The organism is Rathayibacter tritici, from assembly GCF_002932875.1.
Lineage (GTDB): Bacteria > Actinomycetota > Actinomycetes > Actinomycetales > Microbacteriaceae > Rathayibacter > Rathayibacter tritici.
Genome location: NZ_PSWS01000048.1, coordinates 16,633 through 34,272 on the forward strand (window position 1 = coordinate 16,633; position 17,640 = coordinate 34,272).

Sequence of the window (17,640 nt, forward strand, 5' to 3'; positions counted from 1 at the left end):
TCACGGGTGCCGGCCCTGCGCCGCAGCTGCACCGAACCTACAGCGCGTCGCGCTCGAACAGCAGCCGGAGCGATTCCAGATCATCGGCGACCCGGGCGCAGTCCTCGTCCCACTCGTCCATGCTCATGCCAGGGCGCCGCCGCACGGTGAAGGCCACCTCGGCGCCGTCCCCGTTCGCGAGCACCCGGAGCGGATTGTCCACCACCGTCCCGTCCGGAAGGGTGACCTCGTGGTCCGCGACGCCGAACGGGTTCTGCGGGGCGAAGCGCACCTCGACCCGCCCCATCGGCGAGTCGGCGAACCAGCGTCCGTCCACCTCGTCGAGCGCGGAGGAGGCGAGGCCCGCCGCCCAGCGCGGGAGGTTCGCCGGGTTGGACACGAAGGCGTACACCTCCGCGGCCGGTGCCTCGATCACGACGCCCACGGGGCGCGACTCGTACACAGTCATCCGCTCATCCTTCTGCTGGGTACTCGGTGCTCGTCGCTCAGTGCTCGTTGCTGAAGCTGGCGACCAGCAGGGCGGCGAGCGCCGTCCGCTCCAGCATGCCCTCGATGCCGATCGACTCGCTGCGCGCGTGCGCCCCCTCACCCGGAGCACCGAGTCCGTCGAGCACCGCAAGACCCAGCGCCGCGACGAGGTTGCCATCGCTCGCTCCGCCGACCGCGATCTCGCGCAGCGGTACGTCGATCCGCTTCGCGACCCGCTCGGCCCGGCGGTAGAGCGCGGCGACGGAGGCGGTCCGCTCGAAGACGGGGCGCTCCCACGAGCCGCGGACCTCGAGCCGGATGCGCGGATCGGCGGCGGCGAGCGCCTCGAGCTCGGACTCGACCCGCGCCGCCTCGGCCGCGCCGCGGATCCGCGCCTCCAGCTCCAGGCGCACCCGCGCGGTCGTCACGTTGACGCGGGATCCGCCGGACACCACGCCGATGTTGACCGACGTGCCCTCCTCGGCCCGCGCAATCGCGAGTACCCGCGGAATCAGCGAGCCGAGCTCGTGGATCGCGCTCGCCCCCTTCTCCGATTCGACCCCGGCGTGCGCCTCGACGCCGACGACGTCGATCACGAATCGTCCGATGCCCTTGCGCGCCGTCTTCACCGCGTCGCCGATCGCGCCCTCGAACACCAGGACCGCGTCGGCCCCCGTGCACTGCCGCTCCAGGAACGGGCGGGAAGCGGCGCTGCCGATCTCCTCGTCCCCGCTCATCACCAGCCGGACCGCGGGGTGCGGAATCCGGGCGTGCCGGAGCGCGGCCACCAGCCACACCATCTGCACCAGCCCGGCCTTCATGTCGTAGCTGCCCGGTCCGCTTAACCGGTCGCCCTCGACGCAGAAAGGCCAGGATCGGGTGGTGCCCAGCGGCCACACCGTGTCGTAATGGCCGAGCAGCGCCACGAACGGACGGGTGCCGCGGTGCGGACGGGTGCCGTCGCTCGCCGCCACGGTCCAGCTGGTGGCCGTCGGCGCGTCCTGTGCTCGCTGGTGCTGCACGTCGGCGTCGTGCCCGAGCCGCTCGCCGACCCAGTGGACCAGGAAGGAGTGCAGCTCGCCGAGCGCCTCGGGCGAATCGCTCGGGCTCTCGATCATGACGAGGTGCCGGACGTCGTCGAGCATCCGGGAGCGGTTGTCACGGAGGAAGGCACGCACCCGGGCGGCGTCGTCGGCATCGGGAAAAGTCATCGACTCCGGAGTACCAGAGTGCGCCCGCTCGCGCGAACCCGCCGGCTCGCGCTCAGCCGCTGACGCGCGCCGACTCGCTGACTCGCGGTGACTCGCTGAACCGTTCGCGGCGCCGTTACGTTGGAGCAGGAAGAGGTGGAGATGTCCGAGGATCAGGCGCAGATGCTGCGTGCACTGCACGATGAGCACTCGAGCGCGCTCTGGCGTTTCGTGCTGCGCCTGACCGGCGACCGCCACATGGCGGAGGACGTCGTGCAGGAGGCGCTGCTGCGCGCCTGGAAGCACCCCGAGATCCTCGCGCAGGGCGAGGCCGCCGCCCGTTCCTGGCTCTACACCGTGGCGCGGAATCTCGTCATCGACGACCGGCGCAGCGCCCGGTATGCGCGGGAGTTGGGCACCGACGAGGTTCCCGAGCGCCCGACCGCCGACCGCACCGACCAGGTCCTCGACGCCTGGCTGCTCTCGGACGCCCTCAGCGGCCTCAGCCACGACCACCGCGCCGTGATCGTGCACGCCTATTACGGCGGGCGCACGGTCACCGAGATCGCCGCGCTGCTCGAGATCGCCCCGGGGACCGTGAAGTCCCGGATGTACTACGGGATGCGCGCCCTCAAGCTCGCCCTGCAGGAGCGGGGGGTGACGGAGCTGTGAGCCACGACCCCTCCTCCGACGCCACACACGGCGACGCCTTCCGCGACTGGGACGCCGCCTACCTTCTCGGAGCACTCACCGCCGCGGACCGCCGCGCCTACGAGCTGCACCTGCGCGCCTGCCCCGCCTGCCGCGAGGCCCTGGCCGAGTTCATGCCGTTGCCGGGACTGCTCGCCCACCTCCCGCAGGAGGAGGCGCTGCGCCTGATCGATCAGCCGGAGGAGAGCGCGGAGCCTGCTCCCGCTGCGCTGCTGACACGCCTCGCCGCGGCCGCCGACTCCGTCCGCCGGCGCACGCGTGTGCGCGTTGCCGGCCTCGTGCTCGCGGCCGCGGGTGTCTCGGCGGCCGCGGCTGTCGCGCTGCCGCTCGCGATCGGCTCGTCGCTCCCGCCGGTCGAAACCACCGCCTCGACCGTCTCGCTCGCCGCCGCGCCCGGCGTCCCGGTGGAGGCCTCGGTGGCGTTCGTCCCTCAGCAGTGGGGCACCCGGATCGACATGGACTGCAGCTGGGCGGAGACGGCCGAGCAGTACGCGGGGTCGGCCGGTTACGTCCTCTACGTCACGGACACCTCGGGCGACACCGAGGCCGTCGGCTCGTGGACCAGTGCGCCGGGGACGACGATGGAGCCCAGCCTGGCCACCGGTCTGCCGCTCTCCGAGATCGCGTCCGTCGAGGTGCGGCTGCAGGGCTCGGACACGGTCGTGCTCACCGGCCACCCCTGAGACGCGCCGGCATGAACTCGCCGACCGGCACGCAGATTCGCCGGCACCCCGAGCCGGCGATCGGATTCCCAGGCGACCGCCTCGCGGACTGAGTAACTTCTCAGTCATGACGATCGCGACTCTCGCCCTCGCCTCCGCGGCGACCGCCTCCTCCTCCGACAGCATCGACGAACTCTCCGGACTCGTCGGCGTCGCGGCACGGGTAATCGCCTCGCTCGGCGAGGTCGGCGTCGGCCTGCTGACGCTGATCGAGACGGTGTTCCCGCCGATCCCGAGCGAGCTGGTGCTGCCACTGGCCGGATTCCTCGCGCATCAGGGGCGGATGAACCTCGTACTGGTCGTGGTGACCGCGACACTCGGCGCCTACCTCGGCGGCCTCGTCCTCTACGCGCTCGGGCACCGCATCGGCACGGAGCGCTCGATCCGCCTGCTCTCGAAGCTCCCGCTCGTCGACCGCGAGGACTTCGAGAAGGCCGTCGGCTGGTTCCGTCGTCACGGCACCTGGGCGGTGCTCGTCGGCCGCCTGATTCCCGGTGTGCGCAGCCTCATCTCGCTCCCGGCGGGCGCCGAGCGGATGAATCTGCTGGTGTTCTCGGGGCTGACGATCTTTGGATCCGGGGTCTGGAACGGCCTGCTGATCGGGCTCGGCGCCGCCCTCGGTACGCAGTACGACCTCGTCGACCAGTACGCGGGCGTCCTCGACGCGATCATCTACAGCGCGATCGGCGTGCTGCTGCTGGCGCTCGTGGTGCGCAGTGTGCGCAGGCACCGAGCGGCCGCGCACACCGGCTCGCGCCGCTGACCCGGGAGGCCCGGCCTGTCGGCTGCGCAGTCAGCTGCCGACGCGCAAGGCCCAGCGCCACCCCGCCCCTGTGCCCTACCGTCGAAGGGTCCGCACTCCCCGACGCGAAGGAACAGCCATGTCCGAGACCGCCGCGCCCACGATGTCCCGCACCTCCGTCGAGCGCTGGTGGATCATCGCCGTCTCGCTGATCGCGATCGTGCTCGGCGTCATCGCCGTGCTGATCCCCGGCCCGACTCTGCTGACCGTCGCCATCGTCTTCGGCATCCACCTGATCGCCGCGGGCGTCTTCCGCCTGCTGCTGGCGTTCACCGCCGCACGGCTCGACGCCCGCGTGCGCTGGCTGGCCGGTCTGCTGGGCGCGTTGATCCTGGCCGCGGGCATCCTCTGCCTTTCGAACCCGTTCCAGTCGCTCAGCGTGCTGGGCCTGGTGATCGGCGCCGGCTGGATCCTCGACGGTGTCTCGAGCATCGCCAGCGGTCGCTCCGTCGCCGGGCCGGCCTGGCTGCCCATCGCGGCGGGCATCGCCTCCGTCATCGCGGGCGTGCTGACGATCATCATGCCCGTGTTGGCCCTGGCTTCCTTCGTCACCGTCGCGGCCATCCTCCTGATCGTCGTCGGCGTTTCGGGCCTGCTCCTGCTCCCGGGCCGCACCCAGCGCCCCGCGAGCACGGAGGCGTAGCGCCGGTTCAGGAGAGCCAGTCCTCCGGCACCCAGACTCGGCCGGTGGCGGCGAAGAGGATCCAGGACGCAGGAGCCAGGGTCCAGAGCGCCACGATCCACCGGTACCCCGGCAGGCGCGAGCGCACCGCGCGCACTTTGCCTCTGGCCACTCGTGGCGAGAAGATCAGGAGCGCGTTCGCCGCGATCGAGATCAGCGCGCCGACGATGACCGGACCGCCGATCAGGTAGATGACCAGGGCCTCGTCGCGCAGCATGCTCACCGCCCCGACAAGCCAGAGCGCGATGAGGGAGCCCGCGGTGACGAGCGACACGTTCCGCGCGAGTGCGTCACCGGGGCGCGCGGGCTCGGGTGCGTCGTTCGCCGCCTCTGAGCGGGCCCGCAGCCGGACCGCGACCGCGATGGCGATCGCCAGAACGGTGGAGAACGGCCCGAGGAGCGCGATGGACCGGGAGGCTCGTGATCGCTGCGCATCCGGCGACCCTAGCCACGGGCGTCCGCGGGCCCGGAGCTCTGGGGCGTCCTCCGTGCGAGCATCGTCGGCATGGCCGATCCCGATCTCGTCCCCGAGCTGCTCGTCGCCGACCTCGAGCGCAGCCTCGCGTTCTGGTGCGGTCCCTGCGGGTTCCGGATCCGGTACTCGCGACCCGAGGAGGGCTTCGCCTACCTCGTGCTCGGCACCGCTCACGTGATGCTGGAGGAGGCGGGGCGGGGACGCAACTGGATCGCTGGGCCGCTGGAGCGTCCACTCGGCCGTGGGATGAACCTGCAGCTGCACGTCGAAGACGCCGACCGGACGGCGGCGGCGCTCGCGAAGGCCGGGACGGTGCTGTTCTCGCCGCTCGAGACCCACTGGTACCGGATCGGCGCGGAGGAGGCCGGCGTGCGGCAGCTGGTGGTCGCGGATCCCGACGGCTACCTGCTGCGGTTCCAGTCGTCGCTCGGGCGCCGACCTGCCTGAGCACACCCGCCGGCCGTGCGTCGACGTGACGCGACCAGCGGCCGACGCGCCACCATCCGTTCGGCTCGTGACGTCATGCCAGCGAGTGATGCCGAGGACGTCTCGGGGCTGGTTCCATCGGGGACATGACCCAGCACACCGCCACCGCGACCCTCGAGAAGCCCCTTGCCGCCGCCCCCGCCGCCTCCGACCTCGCGCCGATCGCCGAGGTCGAGCGCGAGCCGCTCGTCCGCCCCGCCGACCTGGTGTCGGCGCTCACGGGCATCGCACTCTGCTTCTTCTCCCTTTTCGTCTTCGCCATCGCGCACTGGCAGTACTTCGGCACCGATGTCGACGAGGTGAGCGTCCTCGGCTGGCTCACCCCTCTGATCGCCGGCGTCGCCTGCGTGCTCGTGGCCGTCGTGTCGGTCTCTTCCCGCGCCGCCGGGCGCCGTGCCGAGCGGTCGGCAGCGTGAATCCCGTCCTCGCCGGTCCCGGCCTGCGGGCGGCCGAGCAGCTCCTCGTGCGCGCCGGCTGCCTCCGCCCCGAACACCCGTGGACGAGCGGTCCGGCCACCGCCGCGGCGCCCCGGATCGACTTCGCGGTCCTCGCCGAGCAGGCCTGCCTCCTCGACCTCTCGGAAGAGGCGGTCGCCCGCATCGCGGTGTCGCTCGCCACCGGCCGCGCCGTCGACCTGCGCAGCGCCTTCGGCCACCTCACCCGCGACCACGCGGCGCTGGTCATGACCGCGGTCGCCGTCGCCTGCGGGCACGACCAGGTGAGCAGCCGGATCCGTGTGGTCGGCGAGGAGCGGCGCGTGGAGACCGTCCTGCCGCTCGCCGACTGGCCCTCGTGAGCCCGCCACCGACCCGCGTCGCTACGGCCTTTCAGAGGTCCCCGGTTTAGGGTATCCGTGTGCAACGAGTCGACGATTCTCCAGGAGCCGGACCGGTGGCGACCTCACCCGAGTCCGGTGACCAGGGGGAGGCGTCCGCTCATCGGCTCTCCCCGACGGCGACCTCTCCCGTCCAGGTGACGAGCGGCGAGGCCGGTTACCAGGGCGGCAACGTGGCCGATCCGGTCTGGCAGTCGTGGCGCGACGAGCTCGCCGGGGTGGGCGGTCCATCGCCCCTGCTGCACTTCGTCGACTCGCCCCGCACCCGCATCGAGCTCTCGACCACTCACCCCGGCGGGCTGCCCCCGTTCATCTCGGGGAAGACCACGCTGCTCTCCTCGCTCATCCGCGACGAGCTCGCCCTGCGCACGGCCAAGATCGCGGCAGGAGCGATCACCGACAAGGGGATCGAGCTGCGCTCGGTCCGCGGTATCGAGGGCGTCCACCTCGCGATCGGCCTTGCCCAGTGGCGCGCCGGCGACACGGAGTTCACTGCTCCCGTGCTGCTACGACCGCTCGCGATCCGTCGCTACGGCCGCGACTTCGAGCTCAAGCTCAAGGGCCAGCCCTACTTCAACCCGCAGCTGGTGCGCGCCCTCAAGCAGCAGTTCGGCATCACCATCGATCCGGAGCAGTTCGTCGAACTCGCCGTGCAGAACGGCGTTTTCAAGCCGCAGCCGGTCATCGACCAGCTCCGCGGACTGACGTCGCACCTGCCCTGGTTCGCCGTGCACCCCCGCCTCGTGGTGTCGAGCTTCGCCGACGTCGCAGGCGACATGCTCCGCGACGCCCGGATGCTCGAGCACCCGGTGCTGGACGCGGTCGCCGGCAACCCGGCTGCCAAGCGCGCCCTGCAGCAGTCGCAGAAGGTGGCGTCGATCATCCCGCAGGACGAACGGCCGCCGGCGACCGACACCCTCCTGCTCGACGCCGATGCCGAGCAGGAGCAGGTGATCGCGAACATCGCGGCCGGCAACTCGCTCGTCGTGAAGACCCTCCCTGGCACAGGCGGCACCCAGACGATCGTCAACGCCATCGGTGCCCTGGCAGCTCAGCACAAGCGCGTGCTCGTCGTCAGCGCCCGGCGCTCGAGCCTGGACAGCATCCACCAGCGCCTGCTCTCGGCGGGCCTGAGCGGCATCGCGGTGGGTCCGCGCACGCTGCGCCGTGACCTCATCCAGTCGATCGGCCGCAACGAGAAGGCCGCGCGTCCCTCGGTCAGCGAGATCGACGACGCGCTCCTGCGCCTACGGAAGGTGTTGCTCGATTACCGCGGTGCGCTCTCCCGCCGCGACGAGAGCTTCGGCGTCTCGGCCCTGCAAGCCCTCGAAGAGCTGGCGCGCCTCTCGCAGCTGCGCACGCCTCCCTCGACCGCCGCCCGCCTGGACCGCCGCTGCGTCACCGCCCTCGCCCACAGCCGCCCCGAGGCGACGCGGATGCTGATCGAGTCCGCGCGCCTGGGCGAATTCCGGTTCGGCCCGGGCGACTCGCCCTGGTACGGTGCGCAGTTCGACTCCACCGCCGACGCCGAGATCGCGCACGAGCTGGCCAAGCGGCTGCACCTGCGCGACCTGCCGCGCCTGCTCGACCGTGGTCAGGACGTCATCGGCCAAACCCGGATGCGCCCGTTCGAGTCGGTCGCCGAGCTCGGCATCTACCTGCGCCTGCTGCAGGACGTCCGTGACACTCTCGACAAGTTCCAGCCGGCCGTCTTCGACCGCTCGATCCAGGACCTCATCGTCGCGACCTCCCCGCGCCGCGAAGCCACCGAGATGTCCGCGACCAACCGGCGGCGGTTGAAGAAGCTCGCCCGCGAGTACCTGCGCCCCGGAGCGCACGTGACCGACCTCAACGCGGCACTGCGCCGGGTGCAGCAACAGCGGACGCTGTGGCAGCGCTACGCGGTCGCGGGCACGATCCCCGAGGTCCCGGTCGGCGTCGCCGACGTGCAGGTCGCCTACCAGGCAGTCACGGATCAGCTGAGCCGCCTCGACGAGCCGCTCGGCCGTCGAGGCACCAACCTCCAGCTGGCCTCCCTTCCGCTCGCGGAGCTGGCGTCGATGATCTCGGGGCTCGCCGAGGACAGCGAGGTGCTGGCCAATCTGCAGGAGCGCACAACCCTCCTGGCGACCCTGCGCGACTGGGGCCTGGATCCGCTGCTCACCGACCTCTCGCGCCGCCACGTGCCGGCCGAGCTGGTCGCGGGGGAACTCGACCTCGCCTGGTGGCGTTCGGCGCTCGAGATCATGCTGACCGACGAGCGTGCGTTGCTCGGCGGCAACACCGGCGTGCTCGACCGCCTCGAGGCCGACTTCAAGCTCGTCGACGAGGCGCACGCCGCCTCCAGCGCGGAATTGCTCGCCTGGAAGCTCTCGGAGACCTGGAAGATCGGGCTCGTCGACTGGCCCCAGGAGCGTGACGCGCTCCGGGCGCTGCTGCGCACCGAGTCGTCGACGACGCCGCAGGAGCTGCAGAAGGCGGCGCCGCACCTCTCGCGGGTGCTTGCTCCGGCCTGGCTCGCCTCGCCGTACGAGGTGCACCGTATCGGCACCGAGACGACCTTCGACGCGGTGTTCCTCGTCGACGCGGGTGCAACGACGCTGGCCGAGAACGTCGGAGCGATCCGTCGCGCCAAGCAGGTCGTCGCGTTCGGCGACCCGGTCACGCAGACGCCCACCCCGTTCGGCCTCCGCGTCGATGAGACGCCCGAGTTCGGTTCGACCGCATCGCGCACCGACGTCGAAGCGTTGCACGCACAGTCGGCGCTCGCCCGCCTCGGCGAGCTGCTGAACACCGTCACGCTGACCCGCAGCTACCGCGCGGGCGGCGAGGACCTGGCCGAGTTGGTCAACCGTCGCTTCTACGGCGGGCGCCTCGACGCGCTGCCGTGGGCGGGGTCGTTCCTCGGGCACGACTCGCTGCGCTTCCACTACATCGCGAGCGGGCACGGCATGCCCGAGAACGACTCCGGAGCCGTCGAGTCGGTCGACGCCGAGGTCGCGAAGGTGGTCGAGCTGGTGCTCGAGCACGCCGTGATCCGTCCGCGGGAGTCGCTGATGGTCATCACCGCGAGCCCTCGCCACGCGGTACGGGTGCAGCAGGCGGTGCTGACGGCGTTCGCCAAGCGCGCCGACCTCAGCGACTTCATCCTCGGCGACCGACCCGAGCCGTTCACCGTGGTGACGTTGGAGCAGTCGGTCGCGCAGAGCCGCGACCGCGTCATCTTCTCGATCGGCTACGGTCGTACTCCGCACGGCCGTCTGCTCTCCAACTTCGGTGCGCTCGCGGAGCCGGGCGGAGAGCGCCTGCTGGCGGTCGGGATGACCCGCGCGCGTCGGTCGATGGACATCGTCTCGTGCTTCCGCCCCGGCGACATCGACGAGTCGCGCATGCGCTATGGCATGGTCGCGCTCGCCCAGGTGCTGCAGGAGGCGGAGGATCGCGTCCAGCCGAGCGACCGCGACGACTACTCCGAGCCGATGCTGGTGGATCTCGCCGCGCGCCTGGAGCGCCGCGGCCTCCGGGTGAACATCGGGCACAAGGGCAAGCTCGCGCTGGTCGCCGCGTACGGGACTCGGGCCGTGGTGGTCGAGACCGATCGCGATGTGAGCACGCAGAGCCTGCGAGTGTCGCTGCGCCTGCGCCCGGAGCTGCTGCGCCGGCTGGGCTGGCACTACCTGCGGGTGCACAACTTCGAGCTGTTCGCCGACCCCGAGGCCGTGGCCGCGCGGGTGGCCGGGCTGATCGGCGCGACGGGTGAGGAGTCGGTTGCCGCTCCCGGTGTCGCCGCAGTCGCTGCTGCTCCTGCGTCGGGCGAGACGCAGCCCGTCGAGCCGCTTTCGCGCGACTGACTGTGGCGCCGGATCCGGACGCTCCCGCGGGTGAGGACCGGCCGCTGCGGCGTACTCGCGGCGGCCGCCGGGCGACGCTCCCCGCGAAGCCCGGCACCGACCCGTCCCCGCACGACGCTCCGGCCGCAGACCCCGCCGCGACACCTGCGCGACCCGACACCGGCCCGAACGATACCCGCCTGCGCCAGGACGTTCCGCCGCACTACTGACCCTCGCGGCCCGCTCGGTCTCCCCACGGTGGAGGTGTCTGGACGACACGCGTGTCAGCGTTTCGGGCGCGCCGTTCGCGGGACGCTCTGTGGAACGCGCCCGTGTGTGGAAGTCGACTGCGGTCTTCTTGCGCCTCGGCGGAAGAAGACAGAACAACTCAGCTCGCGCTGTTCTTCGCGAGTAGGTCGCGGATGTCGGCGAGGAGTTCGAGCTCGGTCGGGGCCTTGGCGTCGGTAGTGGAGGCGTCGGCGGCCTTCTTGGCGAAGGCGGCGTTCTTGAGGTGGTTGATCGGCAGGACGAATGCGAAGTAGAGGATGAACGCGATAATCACGAATTGAATCAGGGCCGAGATGACCGCTCCGTAGGCGAGGACGGTCGGGTCGTCGCCGTTCTCGCCCGGGCGGATGGTCCAGGTGAGGGCGTCGAGTGACGAGGCGTCGAAGATCACGCCGAGGAGGGGGTTGAAGATGCCCGTCACGATCGCATTCACAATCGTGGTGAAGGCTGCGCCGATGACGACGGCGACAGCCAGGTCGATGACATTGCCACGGAGGACGAACTCCTTGAAGCCGTTGATCATGGTCGTTCCGTTTCTCGGGCCGGGTGGTGGGTGACGGGTCAGACGCCGGAGGAAGAGGAGCCGGAGGATCCTGAGGACGACGACGTGGACGAGCCGGAGCCGGACGAGCCGGAGCCGGACGAGCCCGAACCGGAGGAGCCGGCACCGGACGCTCCGGACGACGAATCGGACGTCCCGGATCCCGACGACCCCGATCCCGACGACTCCGATCCCGACGACCCCGAGCCGCCGTCGCCCGACGTCCCGCCCGAGCGTGAGTCGGTGCGGTAGAAGCCGGAGCCGTTGAAGGTCACGCCGACCGCGCTGAACACCTTCCGCAGTGCCCCCTGGCAGCTCGGGCACTCGGTAAGGCTGTCGTCGGTGAACTTCTGCTGGATGTCAAAGGCGTTGCCGCACTGCGTGCAGCGGTAGGAGTAGGTCGGCACAGGGGGGCTCCTCGGAGGCGAGTGGGGGAGAAAGAAGACGAGTCAGTGGCGCAGGTCGACAATGCCGGAGGGAGTGACGACTCCATCGACGGCTTGGTCGTGAACCTCACTGGGCACCCGGTCGACGAGCTCGCTGTCGAAGACGACGGCGTAGACGGGCGGGCACTTCTCCATCGAGCCCAGCGTCTTATCGAAGTAGCCGCGGCCCCAGCCCATCCGCATCCCCTGCCGATCGACGGTCGCGGCTGGAACCACGATGAGGTCGACGTCATTGATCGCGATCGGTCCGAGCAGCTGACCGACCGGCTCCGGCATGCCGAACAGGCCCTGCGTCTCGGTGTGTCCATCGCCGACGGCCCAGTCGAGCAGGCCGTCCTGGCGCGAGATGGGGAAGAGGACGCGGATGCCGTGGCTCTCGGCCCAGCCCAGGAACGGGCGGGTGCTCGGCTCGTCTGCCGCGGAGAGGTAGCAGGCGAGGGAGTGGGCGCCGAGACGGGTGGCGAGCTCGATCAGGTGGGTGGTGATCTGCTCCGCAGCCTGTTCGCGGGCGGTCGAGGTCTGCGTGCGGCGGCGCTCGCGCAGCTCGGCGCGCAGCGCCCGCTTCTCATGCGTGATGTCGGCTGGCATGCGCTCAGTCTAGAACCGGGCCTTCGGTTGAGCCGTGCGAGCGGGGCGCTGAGGGACGTCGCTCTCGCAGCATTTCGGAACGGAGTTCGGCGCTCTCTGGTGCCGGTTCTGGCGCGAAACGTCCGCGACTTCCACCGCCGCTAAGATGACGCCCCATGGGCACTCGAATCCGCAAAGCCGTCATCCCCGCCGCCGGCCTCGGCACCCGCTTCCTGCCGGCGACCAAGGCCATCCCCAAGGAAATGCTGCCGGTCGTCGACAAGCCGGCGATCCAGTACGTGGTCGAGGAGGCGGCGGACGCCGGTCTTCAGGACGTGCTCGTGATCATCGGGCGCAATAAGAATGCGCTCGCCAACCACTTCGACTCGGTGCCCGAGCTCGAGCACAACCTGTCGAAGAAGAAGGACGACAAGAAGCTCGAGCACGTCAAGTACGCCAGCGACTTAGCCGACGTCCACTTCGTCCGCCAGGGCGAGCCCAAGGGTCTGGGCCACGCGGTCGCCCGTGCACAGCGCCACGTCGGCGACGAGCCCTTCGCCGTCCTGCTCGGTGACGACCTGATCGATGCCCGCGACCCGCTGCTCTCGCGCATGATCGAGGTCGCCGAGGGCCGCGACACCACGGTCGTCGCGCTGCTCGAGGTCGACCCCGACCAGATCCACCTCTACGGCTGCGCCGCGGTCGAGACAACCGACGAGGACGACGTGGTGCGGATCACCGGCCTGGTCGAGAAGCCCTCCAAGGAGGACGCCCCCTCGAACCTCGCGATCATCGGACGCTACGTGCTGAAGCCCGACGTGTTCGGCGTGCTCGAGCACACCGCCCCGGGCAAGGGCGGCGAGATCCAGCTGACCGACGCGCTGGAGCGCATGGCCCAGGACCCGGCCGAGTTCGGCGGGGTCTACGGCGTGGTGTTCCGCGGCCGCCGCTACGACACCGGAGACAAGCTCGACTACATCAAGGCGATCGTGCAGCTCGCCTCCGACCGCGAGGACCTCGGCACCGACCTCAAGCCGTGGCTGAAGGACTTCGTCGCCGGGCTCTGAGCCCCGACTCGTTCGCCGCGTCGGACGGACGGGACCCCCTGCTGCGGCTGGGGATCCCGTCCGTTCCTGCATCCGGCGAGAGCACCGGCGGCCGCAGAGTCCAGTCCCCTCCTGCGGCGCGGCGGAGCAGTAGGGTCGCATCATGCCGCTCCCGATCCCGACGCTCACCGAGGGTCGTGTCACCGTCCGCCCGATCCGCGTGCGCGACGCCCGTCCTCTGGAGCGCGAGCTGATCGCGAACCGATCGTGGCTGCGCCAGTGGGAGGCGTCCGACCCGCGCGGGGGCGCCGCGTTCGACGTGCGCGCCAGCATCCGCTCGCTGCAACAGAACGCGCGCGCCGGCGGGGGAGTACCGTTCCTGATCGACTGGGACGGCGACCTGGCCGGGCAGCTCAACATCTCGAACATCGGCTACGGCTCGCTGTCGTCCGGCTCGATCGGCTACTGGGTGTCCGAGCGCTTTGCCGGCCGCGGCATCACTCCGCTCGCCGTGGCTCTTGCCGCCGACCACGCCTTCCTCGACCTGAGCCTGCACCGGATCGAGATCTGCATCCGTCCCGAGAACCGGCCGAGCCTGCGCGTGGTCGAAAAGCTCGGCTTCCGCTACGAGGGCCTGCGGCGCCGCTTCATCCACATCAACGGCGATTGGCGCGACCACTTCTGCTTCGCGCTGGTGGCGGAGGAGGTGCCGCGCGGAGTGCTCCGCCGCTTCTTGGACGGGCAGGTCCCATCCGATGTCGGCGTGCCGAGTGACGTCGATCTCCGCGCGTCTCGCCGCTCCGGGCTTTCCGGCCCCTCCGACGGCGCCGGTGTCCCTCCGACCGGGCCCCGCCTGATCCGCGATTCACACGGACACACCTACCCGTAATGACGGATGGAAGTACCCGGTACTCCTAGCGTTGTCCGCATGAGTAGCGACTGGCTGGGCGGGGGCGTCGTCTGGGCGCTCGCCGCTGTTTTGTGGGTCGCCTACTTGATCCCCACGTGGATGCGCCGACGGTCGTACAACGCGACCGAGCGCAACGCGGTGAGGCTGCAGCAGACGCTGCGGATCCTCGCCGAGACCGCGGAGGTGCCCGAGCACGTGCGTGCGGAGGCGACAGCCCGCGAGGTGGCGCTGCAGCAGCGCCGGCTCCGGGTGACCGAGACACGACGACGAGCCGAAGAGAAGGCACAGACGATGGAGCTGGCACAGGCGGAGAAGGCGGCGCGCGAGGCGCTGCGACGGGCGGCCGCGAGCGCACGGCGGAGCACACGGTCGGGGCCCTCGGCCCTGCGGTGGCGTCAGGGAGCCGCGCTGACCGTGTTGGTCGGCGTGGTCGCCGCGCTGGTCGGGCTCGTGATGCTGCCGTTCGGCGGCACGGGGGCGGTGCCGCTTGTCGGCCTGCTCCTGTTGGTCGCGGGCCTTGGCACGCTGATCCTGTTGGCGCCCGGTCGCCGCCGTACCGCCGCTCCGGCCGCGGTCGTGCCGACAGCCGCCGCGACCCAGCGGCGCCGCGCCGAGGTCTTCGAGGCCGAACTCGCGGAGGACGAGGCGGACACGGCCTCCGAGGAGTTCGACGAGGACCGCGCGAGCTGGACGCCGAGGCCGCTGCCGAAGCCGCTCTACCTCTCCCGCGGCACGGTCGCCGCTTCGGCGATGGCCTCGATCGACGCCGTCGAGCGGCTGCGCACGGCGGCGGCGGAGGCGGAGCGCGCCCAGCGCGCCGCCGCGAACGCGCCCGAGGTGGCCCCGCTGCGTGCCCCGCGGGCCGCCGCGTCGGCTCCCGAGGCCCACCGTCCCTCTTCCCGCTTCGCCTCGATGGGCGTCGTCGACGGTGTCGACGCAATCGACCTCGACCAGGCGTTGCAGCGCAGGCGCGGAGCCTGACGCGGAGGCAGGGTGCCCGCTCGGCCGTGCTAATGTGGACGAGTTGTTCGGGCCGGTGACGGCTCGGGAGGCACGGGTCCGTGGCGCAGTTGGTAGCGCGCTTCGTTCGCAATGAAGAGGTCAGGGGTTCGAATCCCCTCGGATCCACCAGAGTGTTTTTCTTCGGCTCATCCGCGCAAGCGAGTGCCGAAGAATGTTCGGCGCGAGACCCGCTCTTCTGAGCGGGTCTTGTGCGTTTCGGGCCTGTCGGTAACCGCCTGCCGTGCGAGGCTAGGCGCTGCTCGACCGTATCGGGCTCCCAGCCGGGCATCCGTGGGAATTCGACCCCCCAAAGGGTGAAGAGGGCCACTCTCGCTGATGAGCCGGTCGCAGTGCTCGCTTGGCGCGCTCGGCGGCCTATGCCGCGGCGAATTGTGTCCAGCCCCATCATTAGCGCACACTGGGGGAGTGGCAATCAAAGTGACCCTTGTTGATGATCTCGACGGCGTGCTCGCACCCGACGGCTCGACGGTGCAGTTCTCGATCGACGACGACGTCTACGAGATTGACCTCTCTCCGAGAAACCGACAGAAGCTCCGGGCGGCCTTCCGACCCTATATCGATGCGTCGCGGCGAGCGCGCTACCGCATCACCGATCTCCCGGCTGTGGGGCCGAAGAAGTAGAGCCTGACCGCTGTGGTCGGTCGGACGTGAGGTGGCCCTGCGTTCCTCCTGGCCGAGGGTAATCTCAGCATTCGTCTGACGTCAGCCAAGGGCGGTTGCGCGGCATCCACTCCGACATGATCGTCTGGCCCAGAAGGAATACTCGTCGACGATGACGGGAGGTTCCGACGTTCCCTGGCTGGGTCGGGCTGGTCGGACCGGTCTCCGTGACCGTTCCGAGCGCAGGGGGGTCACCGTTGCTCGCGCCTTGAAAGCGCTTCGAGAGTGGGGTCTTCGCGGGGGCCGGTGTACCGGAGTAGGACTCACTCCTGTCGCGGTCCTCCAGCAATCAGCGGAAACTTGAGTGCCGACGATTCGTGAGCAGCGGTCTCGGTGAGGTGCGCTCAACGATACCGACGTCTGCCCGACCAGAAGGGTGGCAGGCCCCGGCGTCGTGGTGGTGCGCCGTGCCTCCTCGCGGATCACGAGGTGTCCACTCGACCGACGACCTCGGCCCGGGCGCGTCGATGACGCTGAGCGGCATGTGGGCGACTGACGCTCCATGTCACCCGAACGCGGACGCGAGCATCCGTCGGGTTAGGGGATAGGGTCGCTGAACGTCGGCCAGGAAGAGACCCTCGATCGACCCGGAGTCGTCTGATTCCCTCTCAATCCCCGCTGGACGTCAGGAGGTTCGCATGTCGGAAGTCACGATGGACAACGCTCCGAGTGGTCGGCTCGCGCGGTCGGTCCTGTGGATAACAGGCGTCGCGGTCCTCATCTCCGTGATGGGATCGTCGTTGAAAAACACCGTGCAGGTCTACTTCGAGCCGATGGCCGAGTCGTACGGCGAGCCCCGAGGTGCGTTCGCACTGGCGACGACGATGTTCGCCCTCACCATCGCGGTGGCCTCGCCGATCGTCGGTGTGCTCTCGGACCGGCTCGGTCCACTGGTGGTCCTTCGCAGCGGCCTGGTCGTGTCGGCCGGGATGTTCGTTTCCCTGTCCTTCGCTCAGAACTTTGTGCTTCTCGCGGTGCTGTACGGAACGCTGGGGGCGATCGGCTACGCGTCGCTCTCGTACATCCCGATCGGTGTGCTCGCCGATCGCGCCTTTCCTCCCGAGCGGCGAGGTTTTTTCTACGCCCTCCTGACCAATGGGACCGCCCTCGGCTTCATCCTCCTCGTTCCTTTGTGGATCTGGCTGGAGAGCGTCACGACATGGCAGTCCGTGATGCTCGTCCTGGGGGGCGTCTTTATCGTCGTCTTCCTCCCGCTCTCCTTCACCGTTCGCATCGTCGAACCGGCGGCGCGCTCGGTGTCGGACTCACCTCAGCGTCGCCTCCGGGGAATGACAGCGGCGCTGAGCGTGCCGTTCGCTCCGCTCGCGCTCGCCTTCATGGCCTGCGGTGCCACGATGGCATTCGTCGACGTTCACCTCATGCCCGATATGGCCGATCATGGGGTGACCTCGACGGCGATGTCCAGCGCAATGATCCTGATCGGATCGACGGAGATCATCGGTGCCTTCATCGCCGGCCTTCTCTGCGATCGCGGGTTCGTTCGAGGCGTCCTGCTTGCCGCTTACCTGCTTCGTGGCTCGGCAGTTCTGCTGCTCGCCGTCGGTCCCAACGATGTCGTGGTCCAGTTCTTTGGAGTCGTCTTCGGTTCGAGTTACCTGATGACCGTCGTTGCGACAACGGTGTGGATCGTCGAGTCCTACCCTGCGCGGGTCCGCGGTTTGCTGCTCGGGGTGCTGTGGGCCGTCCATCAAGTCGGTGCCGCACTGAGCAGCCAGGTCGGCGCGGTCCTGCACGACCACGTCGGCGGCTACGAGCCCATCCTGTACACGGGAAGCGTCTCGTGTGCGATGTCGCTCGCCATCGTTGCCTGCCTCCGTGGTCCGAAGAAGCGCGAGAAGAACGCTGGACCCTCGGACGTATCGGTGCTCGACACCACGAATTGATCAGCGTCGACCGACGCGCTCGCCCGGTAGCGCGCTCGCCCGGTAGTACGCCAC

Annotated in this window: 19 protein-coding genes, 1 tRNA gene and 1 pseudogene; 15 read left to right on the forward strand and 6 right to left on the reverse strand. The window is 70.2% G+C overall.

Annotated features, from left to right (window positions below; genetic code table 11):
- Positions 1-37 precede the first annotated feature (37 nt).
- The gene (locus C5D07_RS07400) at positions 38-448 is read right to left on the reverse strand and encodes an SRPBCC family protein (RefSeq protein WP_104259041.1); all 411 of its coding nucleotides are present in this window, start codon (positions 446-448) and stop codon (positions 38-40) included.
- 37 nt (positions 449-485) lie between these two features.
- Positions 486-1,679, reverse strand: coding sequence for a M20/M25/M40 family metallo-hydrolase (locus C5D07_RS07405; protein WP_211286361.1), 1,194 nt, complete (start codon positions 1,677-1,679; stop codon positions 486-488).
- A 141-nt stretch (positions 1,680-1,820) separates the two neighbouring features.
- Here C5D07_RS07405 and C5D07_RS07410 point away from each other — a divergent pair, with 141 nt between their 5' ends.
- The 4 genes from C5D07_RS07410 (at position 1,821) to C5D07_RS07425 (ending at position 4,536) form a co-directional block, all read left to right on the forward strand.
- Positions 1,821-2,330: a sigma-70 family RNA polymerase sigma factor gene (locus C5D07_RS07410; protein WP_068254664.1), complete on the forward strand. Its 510-nt coding sequence runs from the start codon at positions 1,821-1,823 to the stop codon at positions 2,328-2,330.
- A complete protein-coding gene (locus C5D07_RS07415; RefSeq protein ID WP_068254661.1) occupies positions 2,327-3,052 on the forward strand; it encodes an anti-sigma factor family protein in 726 nt (241 codons plus the stop codon). Before C5D07_RS07410 ends, C5D07_RS07415 begins: the two co-directional genes overlap by 4 nt.
- A gap of 106 nt (positions 3,053-3,158) precedes the next feature.
- Complete coding sequence (locus tag C5D07_RS07420) at positions 3,159-3,854, forward strand: DedA family protein (protein ID WP_068254659.1); 696 nt, start codon at positions 3,159-3,161, stop codon at positions 3,852-3,854.
- Positions 3,855-3,972: 118 nt separating this feature from the next.
- Positions 3,973-4,536, forward strand: coding sequence for an HdeD family acid-resistance protein (locus C5D07_RS07425; RefSeq protein ID WP_084415968.1), 564 nt, complete (start codon positions 3,973-3,975; stop codon positions 4,534-4,536).
- Positions 4,537-4,543: 7 nt separating this feature from the next.
- On the opposite strand, the gene C5D07_RS07430 is transcribed toward C5D07_RS07425, so the two are convergent.
- Complete coding sequence (locus C5D07_RS07430; RefSeq protein ID WP_068254656.1) at positions 4,544-4,849, reverse strand: hypothetical protein; 306 nt, start codon at positions 4,847-4,849, stop codon at positions 4,544-4,546.
- A 231-nt stretch (positions 4,850-5,080) separates the two neighbouring features.
- On the opposite strand from C5D07_RS07430, the gene C5D07_RS07435 reads away from it, so the two are divergent.
- From C5D07_RS07435 to C5D07_RS07450, 4 genes are all read left to right on the forward strand, one after another.
- Complete coding sequence (locus C5D07_RS07435) at positions 5,081-5,497, forward strand: bleomycin resistance protein (RefSeq protein ID WP_068254654.1); 417 nt, start codon at positions 5,081-5,083, stop codon at positions 5,495-5,497.
- Positions 5,498-5,622: 125 nt separating this feature from the next.
- Complete coding sequence (locus tag C5D07_RS07440; RefSeq protein ID WP_068254653.1) at positions 5,623-5,952, forward strand: hypothetical protein; 330 nt, start codon at positions 5,623-5,625, stop codon at positions 5,950-5,952.
- Entirely contained in the window at positions 5,949-6,332 is a 384-nt protein-coding gene (locus tag C5D07_RS07445) for a hypothetical protein (protein ID WP_068254652.1), read from the forward strand. Before C5D07_RS07440 ends, C5D07_RS07445 begins: the two co-directional genes overlap by 4 nt.
- 95 nt (positions 6,333-6,427) lie before the next feature.
- Positions 6,428-10,222, forward strand: coding sequence for a DEAD/DEAH box helicase (locus C5D07_RS07450; protein ID WP_249028192.1), 3,795 nt, complete (start codon positions 6,428-6,430; stop codon positions 10,220-10,222).
- Positions 10,223-10,589: 367 nt separating this feature from the next.
- On the opposite strand, the gene mscL is transcribed toward C5D07_RS07450, so the two are convergent.
- Entirely contained in the window at positions 10,590-11,012 is a 423-nt protein-coding gene (gene mscL, locus C5D07_RS07460; RefSeq protein WP_068254647.1) for a large conductance mechanosensitive channel protein MscL, read from the reverse strand.
- Between the two features lie 30 nt (positions 11,013-11,042).
- On the opposite strand from mscL, the gene C5D07_RS16315 reads away from it, so the two are divergent.
- Positions 11,043-11,282 (forward strand): hypothetical protein, encoded by a 240-nt coding sequence (locus C5D07_RS16315; protein WP_068254644.1) that lies wholly within the window; start codon positions 11,043-11,045, stop codon positions 11,280-11,282.
- 14 nt (positions 11,283-11,296) lie between these two features.
- On the opposite strand, the pseudogene C5D07_RS16320 reads toward C5D07_RS16315, so the two are convergent.
- Positions 11,297-11,437 (reverse strand): annotated as a pseudogene (locus C5D07_RS16320) (FmdB family zinc ribbon protein); the annotation flags it as partial.
- 42 nt (positions 11,438-11,479) lie between these two features.
- Positions 11,480-12,064 carry a 5-formyltetrahydrofolate cyclo-ligase gene (locus C5D07_RS07470; RefSeq protein WP_068254642.1) on the reverse strand — a complete coding sequence of 195 codons (585 nt, stop codon included), beginning with the start codon at positions 12,062-12,064 and terminating at the stop codon, positions 11,480-11,482.
- A gap of 155 nt (positions 12,065-12,219) precedes the next feature.
- Between C5D07_RS07470 and galU the strand changes: the two genes are divergently transcribed.
- The 6 genes from galU (at position 12,220) to C5D07_RS07500 (ending at position 17,586) form a co-directional block, all read left to right on the forward strand.
- Entirely contained in the window at positions 12,220-13,110 is an 891-nt protein-coding gene (gene galU / locus C5D07_RS07475) for a UTP--glucose-1-phosphate uridylyltransferase GalU (protein ID WP_068254640.1), read from the forward strand.
- A 142-nt stretch (positions 13,111-13,252) separates the two neighbouring features.
- Positions 13,253-13,978 carry a GNAT family N-acetyltransferase gene (locus C5D07_RS07480; RefSeq protein WP_084415966.1) on the forward strand — a complete coding sequence of 242 codons (726 nt, stop codon included), beginning with the start codon at positions 13,253-13,255 and terminating at the stop codon, positions 13,976-13,978.
- Positions 13,979-14,017: 39 nt separating this feature from the next.
- Entirely contained in the window at positions 14,018-14,980 is a 963-nt protein-coding gene (locus tag C5D07_RS07485; RefSeq protein WP_068254639.1) for a hypothetical protein, read from the forward strand.
- Between the two features lie 74 nt (positions 14,981-15,054).
- Positions 15,055-15,130 (forward strand) — tRNA-Ala (locus C5D07_RS07490).
- A gap of 297 nt (positions 15,131-15,427) precedes the next feature.
- The gene (locus tag C5D07_RS07495) at positions 15,428-15,643 is read left to right on the forward strand and encodes an Lsr2 dimerization domain-containing protein (protein WP_167542370.1); all 216 of its coding nucleotides are present in this window, start codon (positions 15,428-15,430) and stop codon (positions 15,641-15,643) included.
- Between the two features lie 677 nt (positions 15,644-16,320).
- Positions 16,321-17,586, forward strand: a complete 1,266-nt coding sequence (locus tag C5D07_RS07500) for an MFS transporter (protein WP_068254634.1) — start codon at positions 16,321-16,323, stop codon at positions 17,584-17,586.
- Positions 17,587-17,640: the final 54 nt, after the last annotated feature.

Coding starts and splice junctions, on each gene's coding strand:
- C5D07_RS07400 (WP_104259041.1), bottom strand. CDS start 448: ATGACTGTGTACGAGTCGCGCCCCGTGGGCGTCGTGATCGAGGCACCG.
- C5D07_RS07405 (WP_211286361.1), bottom strand. CDS start 1,679: ATGACTTTTCCCGATGCCGACGACGCCGCCCGGGTGCGTGCCTTCCTC.
- C5D07_RS07410 (WP_068254664.1), top strand. CDS start 1,821: ATGTCCGAGGATCAGGCGCAGATGCTGCGTGCACTGCACGATGAGCAC.
- C5D07_RS07420 (WP_068254659.1), top strand. CDS start 3,159: ATGACGATCGCGACTCTCGCCCTCGCCTCCGCGGCGACCGCCTCCTCC.
- C5D07_RS07425 (WP_084415968.1), top strand. CDS start 3,973: ATGTCCGAGACCGCCGCGCCCACGATGTCCCGCACCTCCGTCGAGCGC.
- C5D07_RS07435 (WP_068254654.1), top strand. CDS start 5,081: ATGGCCGATCCCGATCTCGTCCCCGAGCTGCTCGTCGCCGACCTCGAG.
- C5D07_RS07440 (WP_068254653.1), top strand. CDS start 5,623: ATGACCCAGCACACCGCCACCGCGACCCTCGAGAAGCCCCTTGCCGCC.
- mscL (WP_068254647.1), bottom strand. CDS start 11,012: ATGATCAACGGCTTCAAGGAGTTCGTCCTCCGTGGCAATGTCATCGAC.
- C5D07_RS07470 (WP_068254642.1), bottom strand. CDS start 12,064: ATGCCAGCCGACATCACGCATGAGAAGCGGGCGCTGCGCGCCGAGCTG.
- galU (WP_068254640.1), top strand. CDS start 12,220: ATGGGCACTCGAATCCGCAAAGCCGTCATCCCCGCCGCCGGCCTCGGC.
- C5D07_RS07480 (WP_084415966.1), top strand. CDS start 13,253: ATGCCGCTCCCGATCCCGACGCTCACCGAGGGTCGTGTCACCGTCCGC.
- C5D07_RS07485 (WP_068254639.1), top strand. CDS start 14,018: ATGAGTAGCGACTGGCTGGGCGGGGGCGTCGTCTGGGCGCTCGCCGCT.
- C5D07_RS07500 (WP_068254634.1), top strand. CDS start 16,321: ATGTCGGAAGTCACGATGGACAACGCTCCGAGTGGTCGGCTCGCGCGG.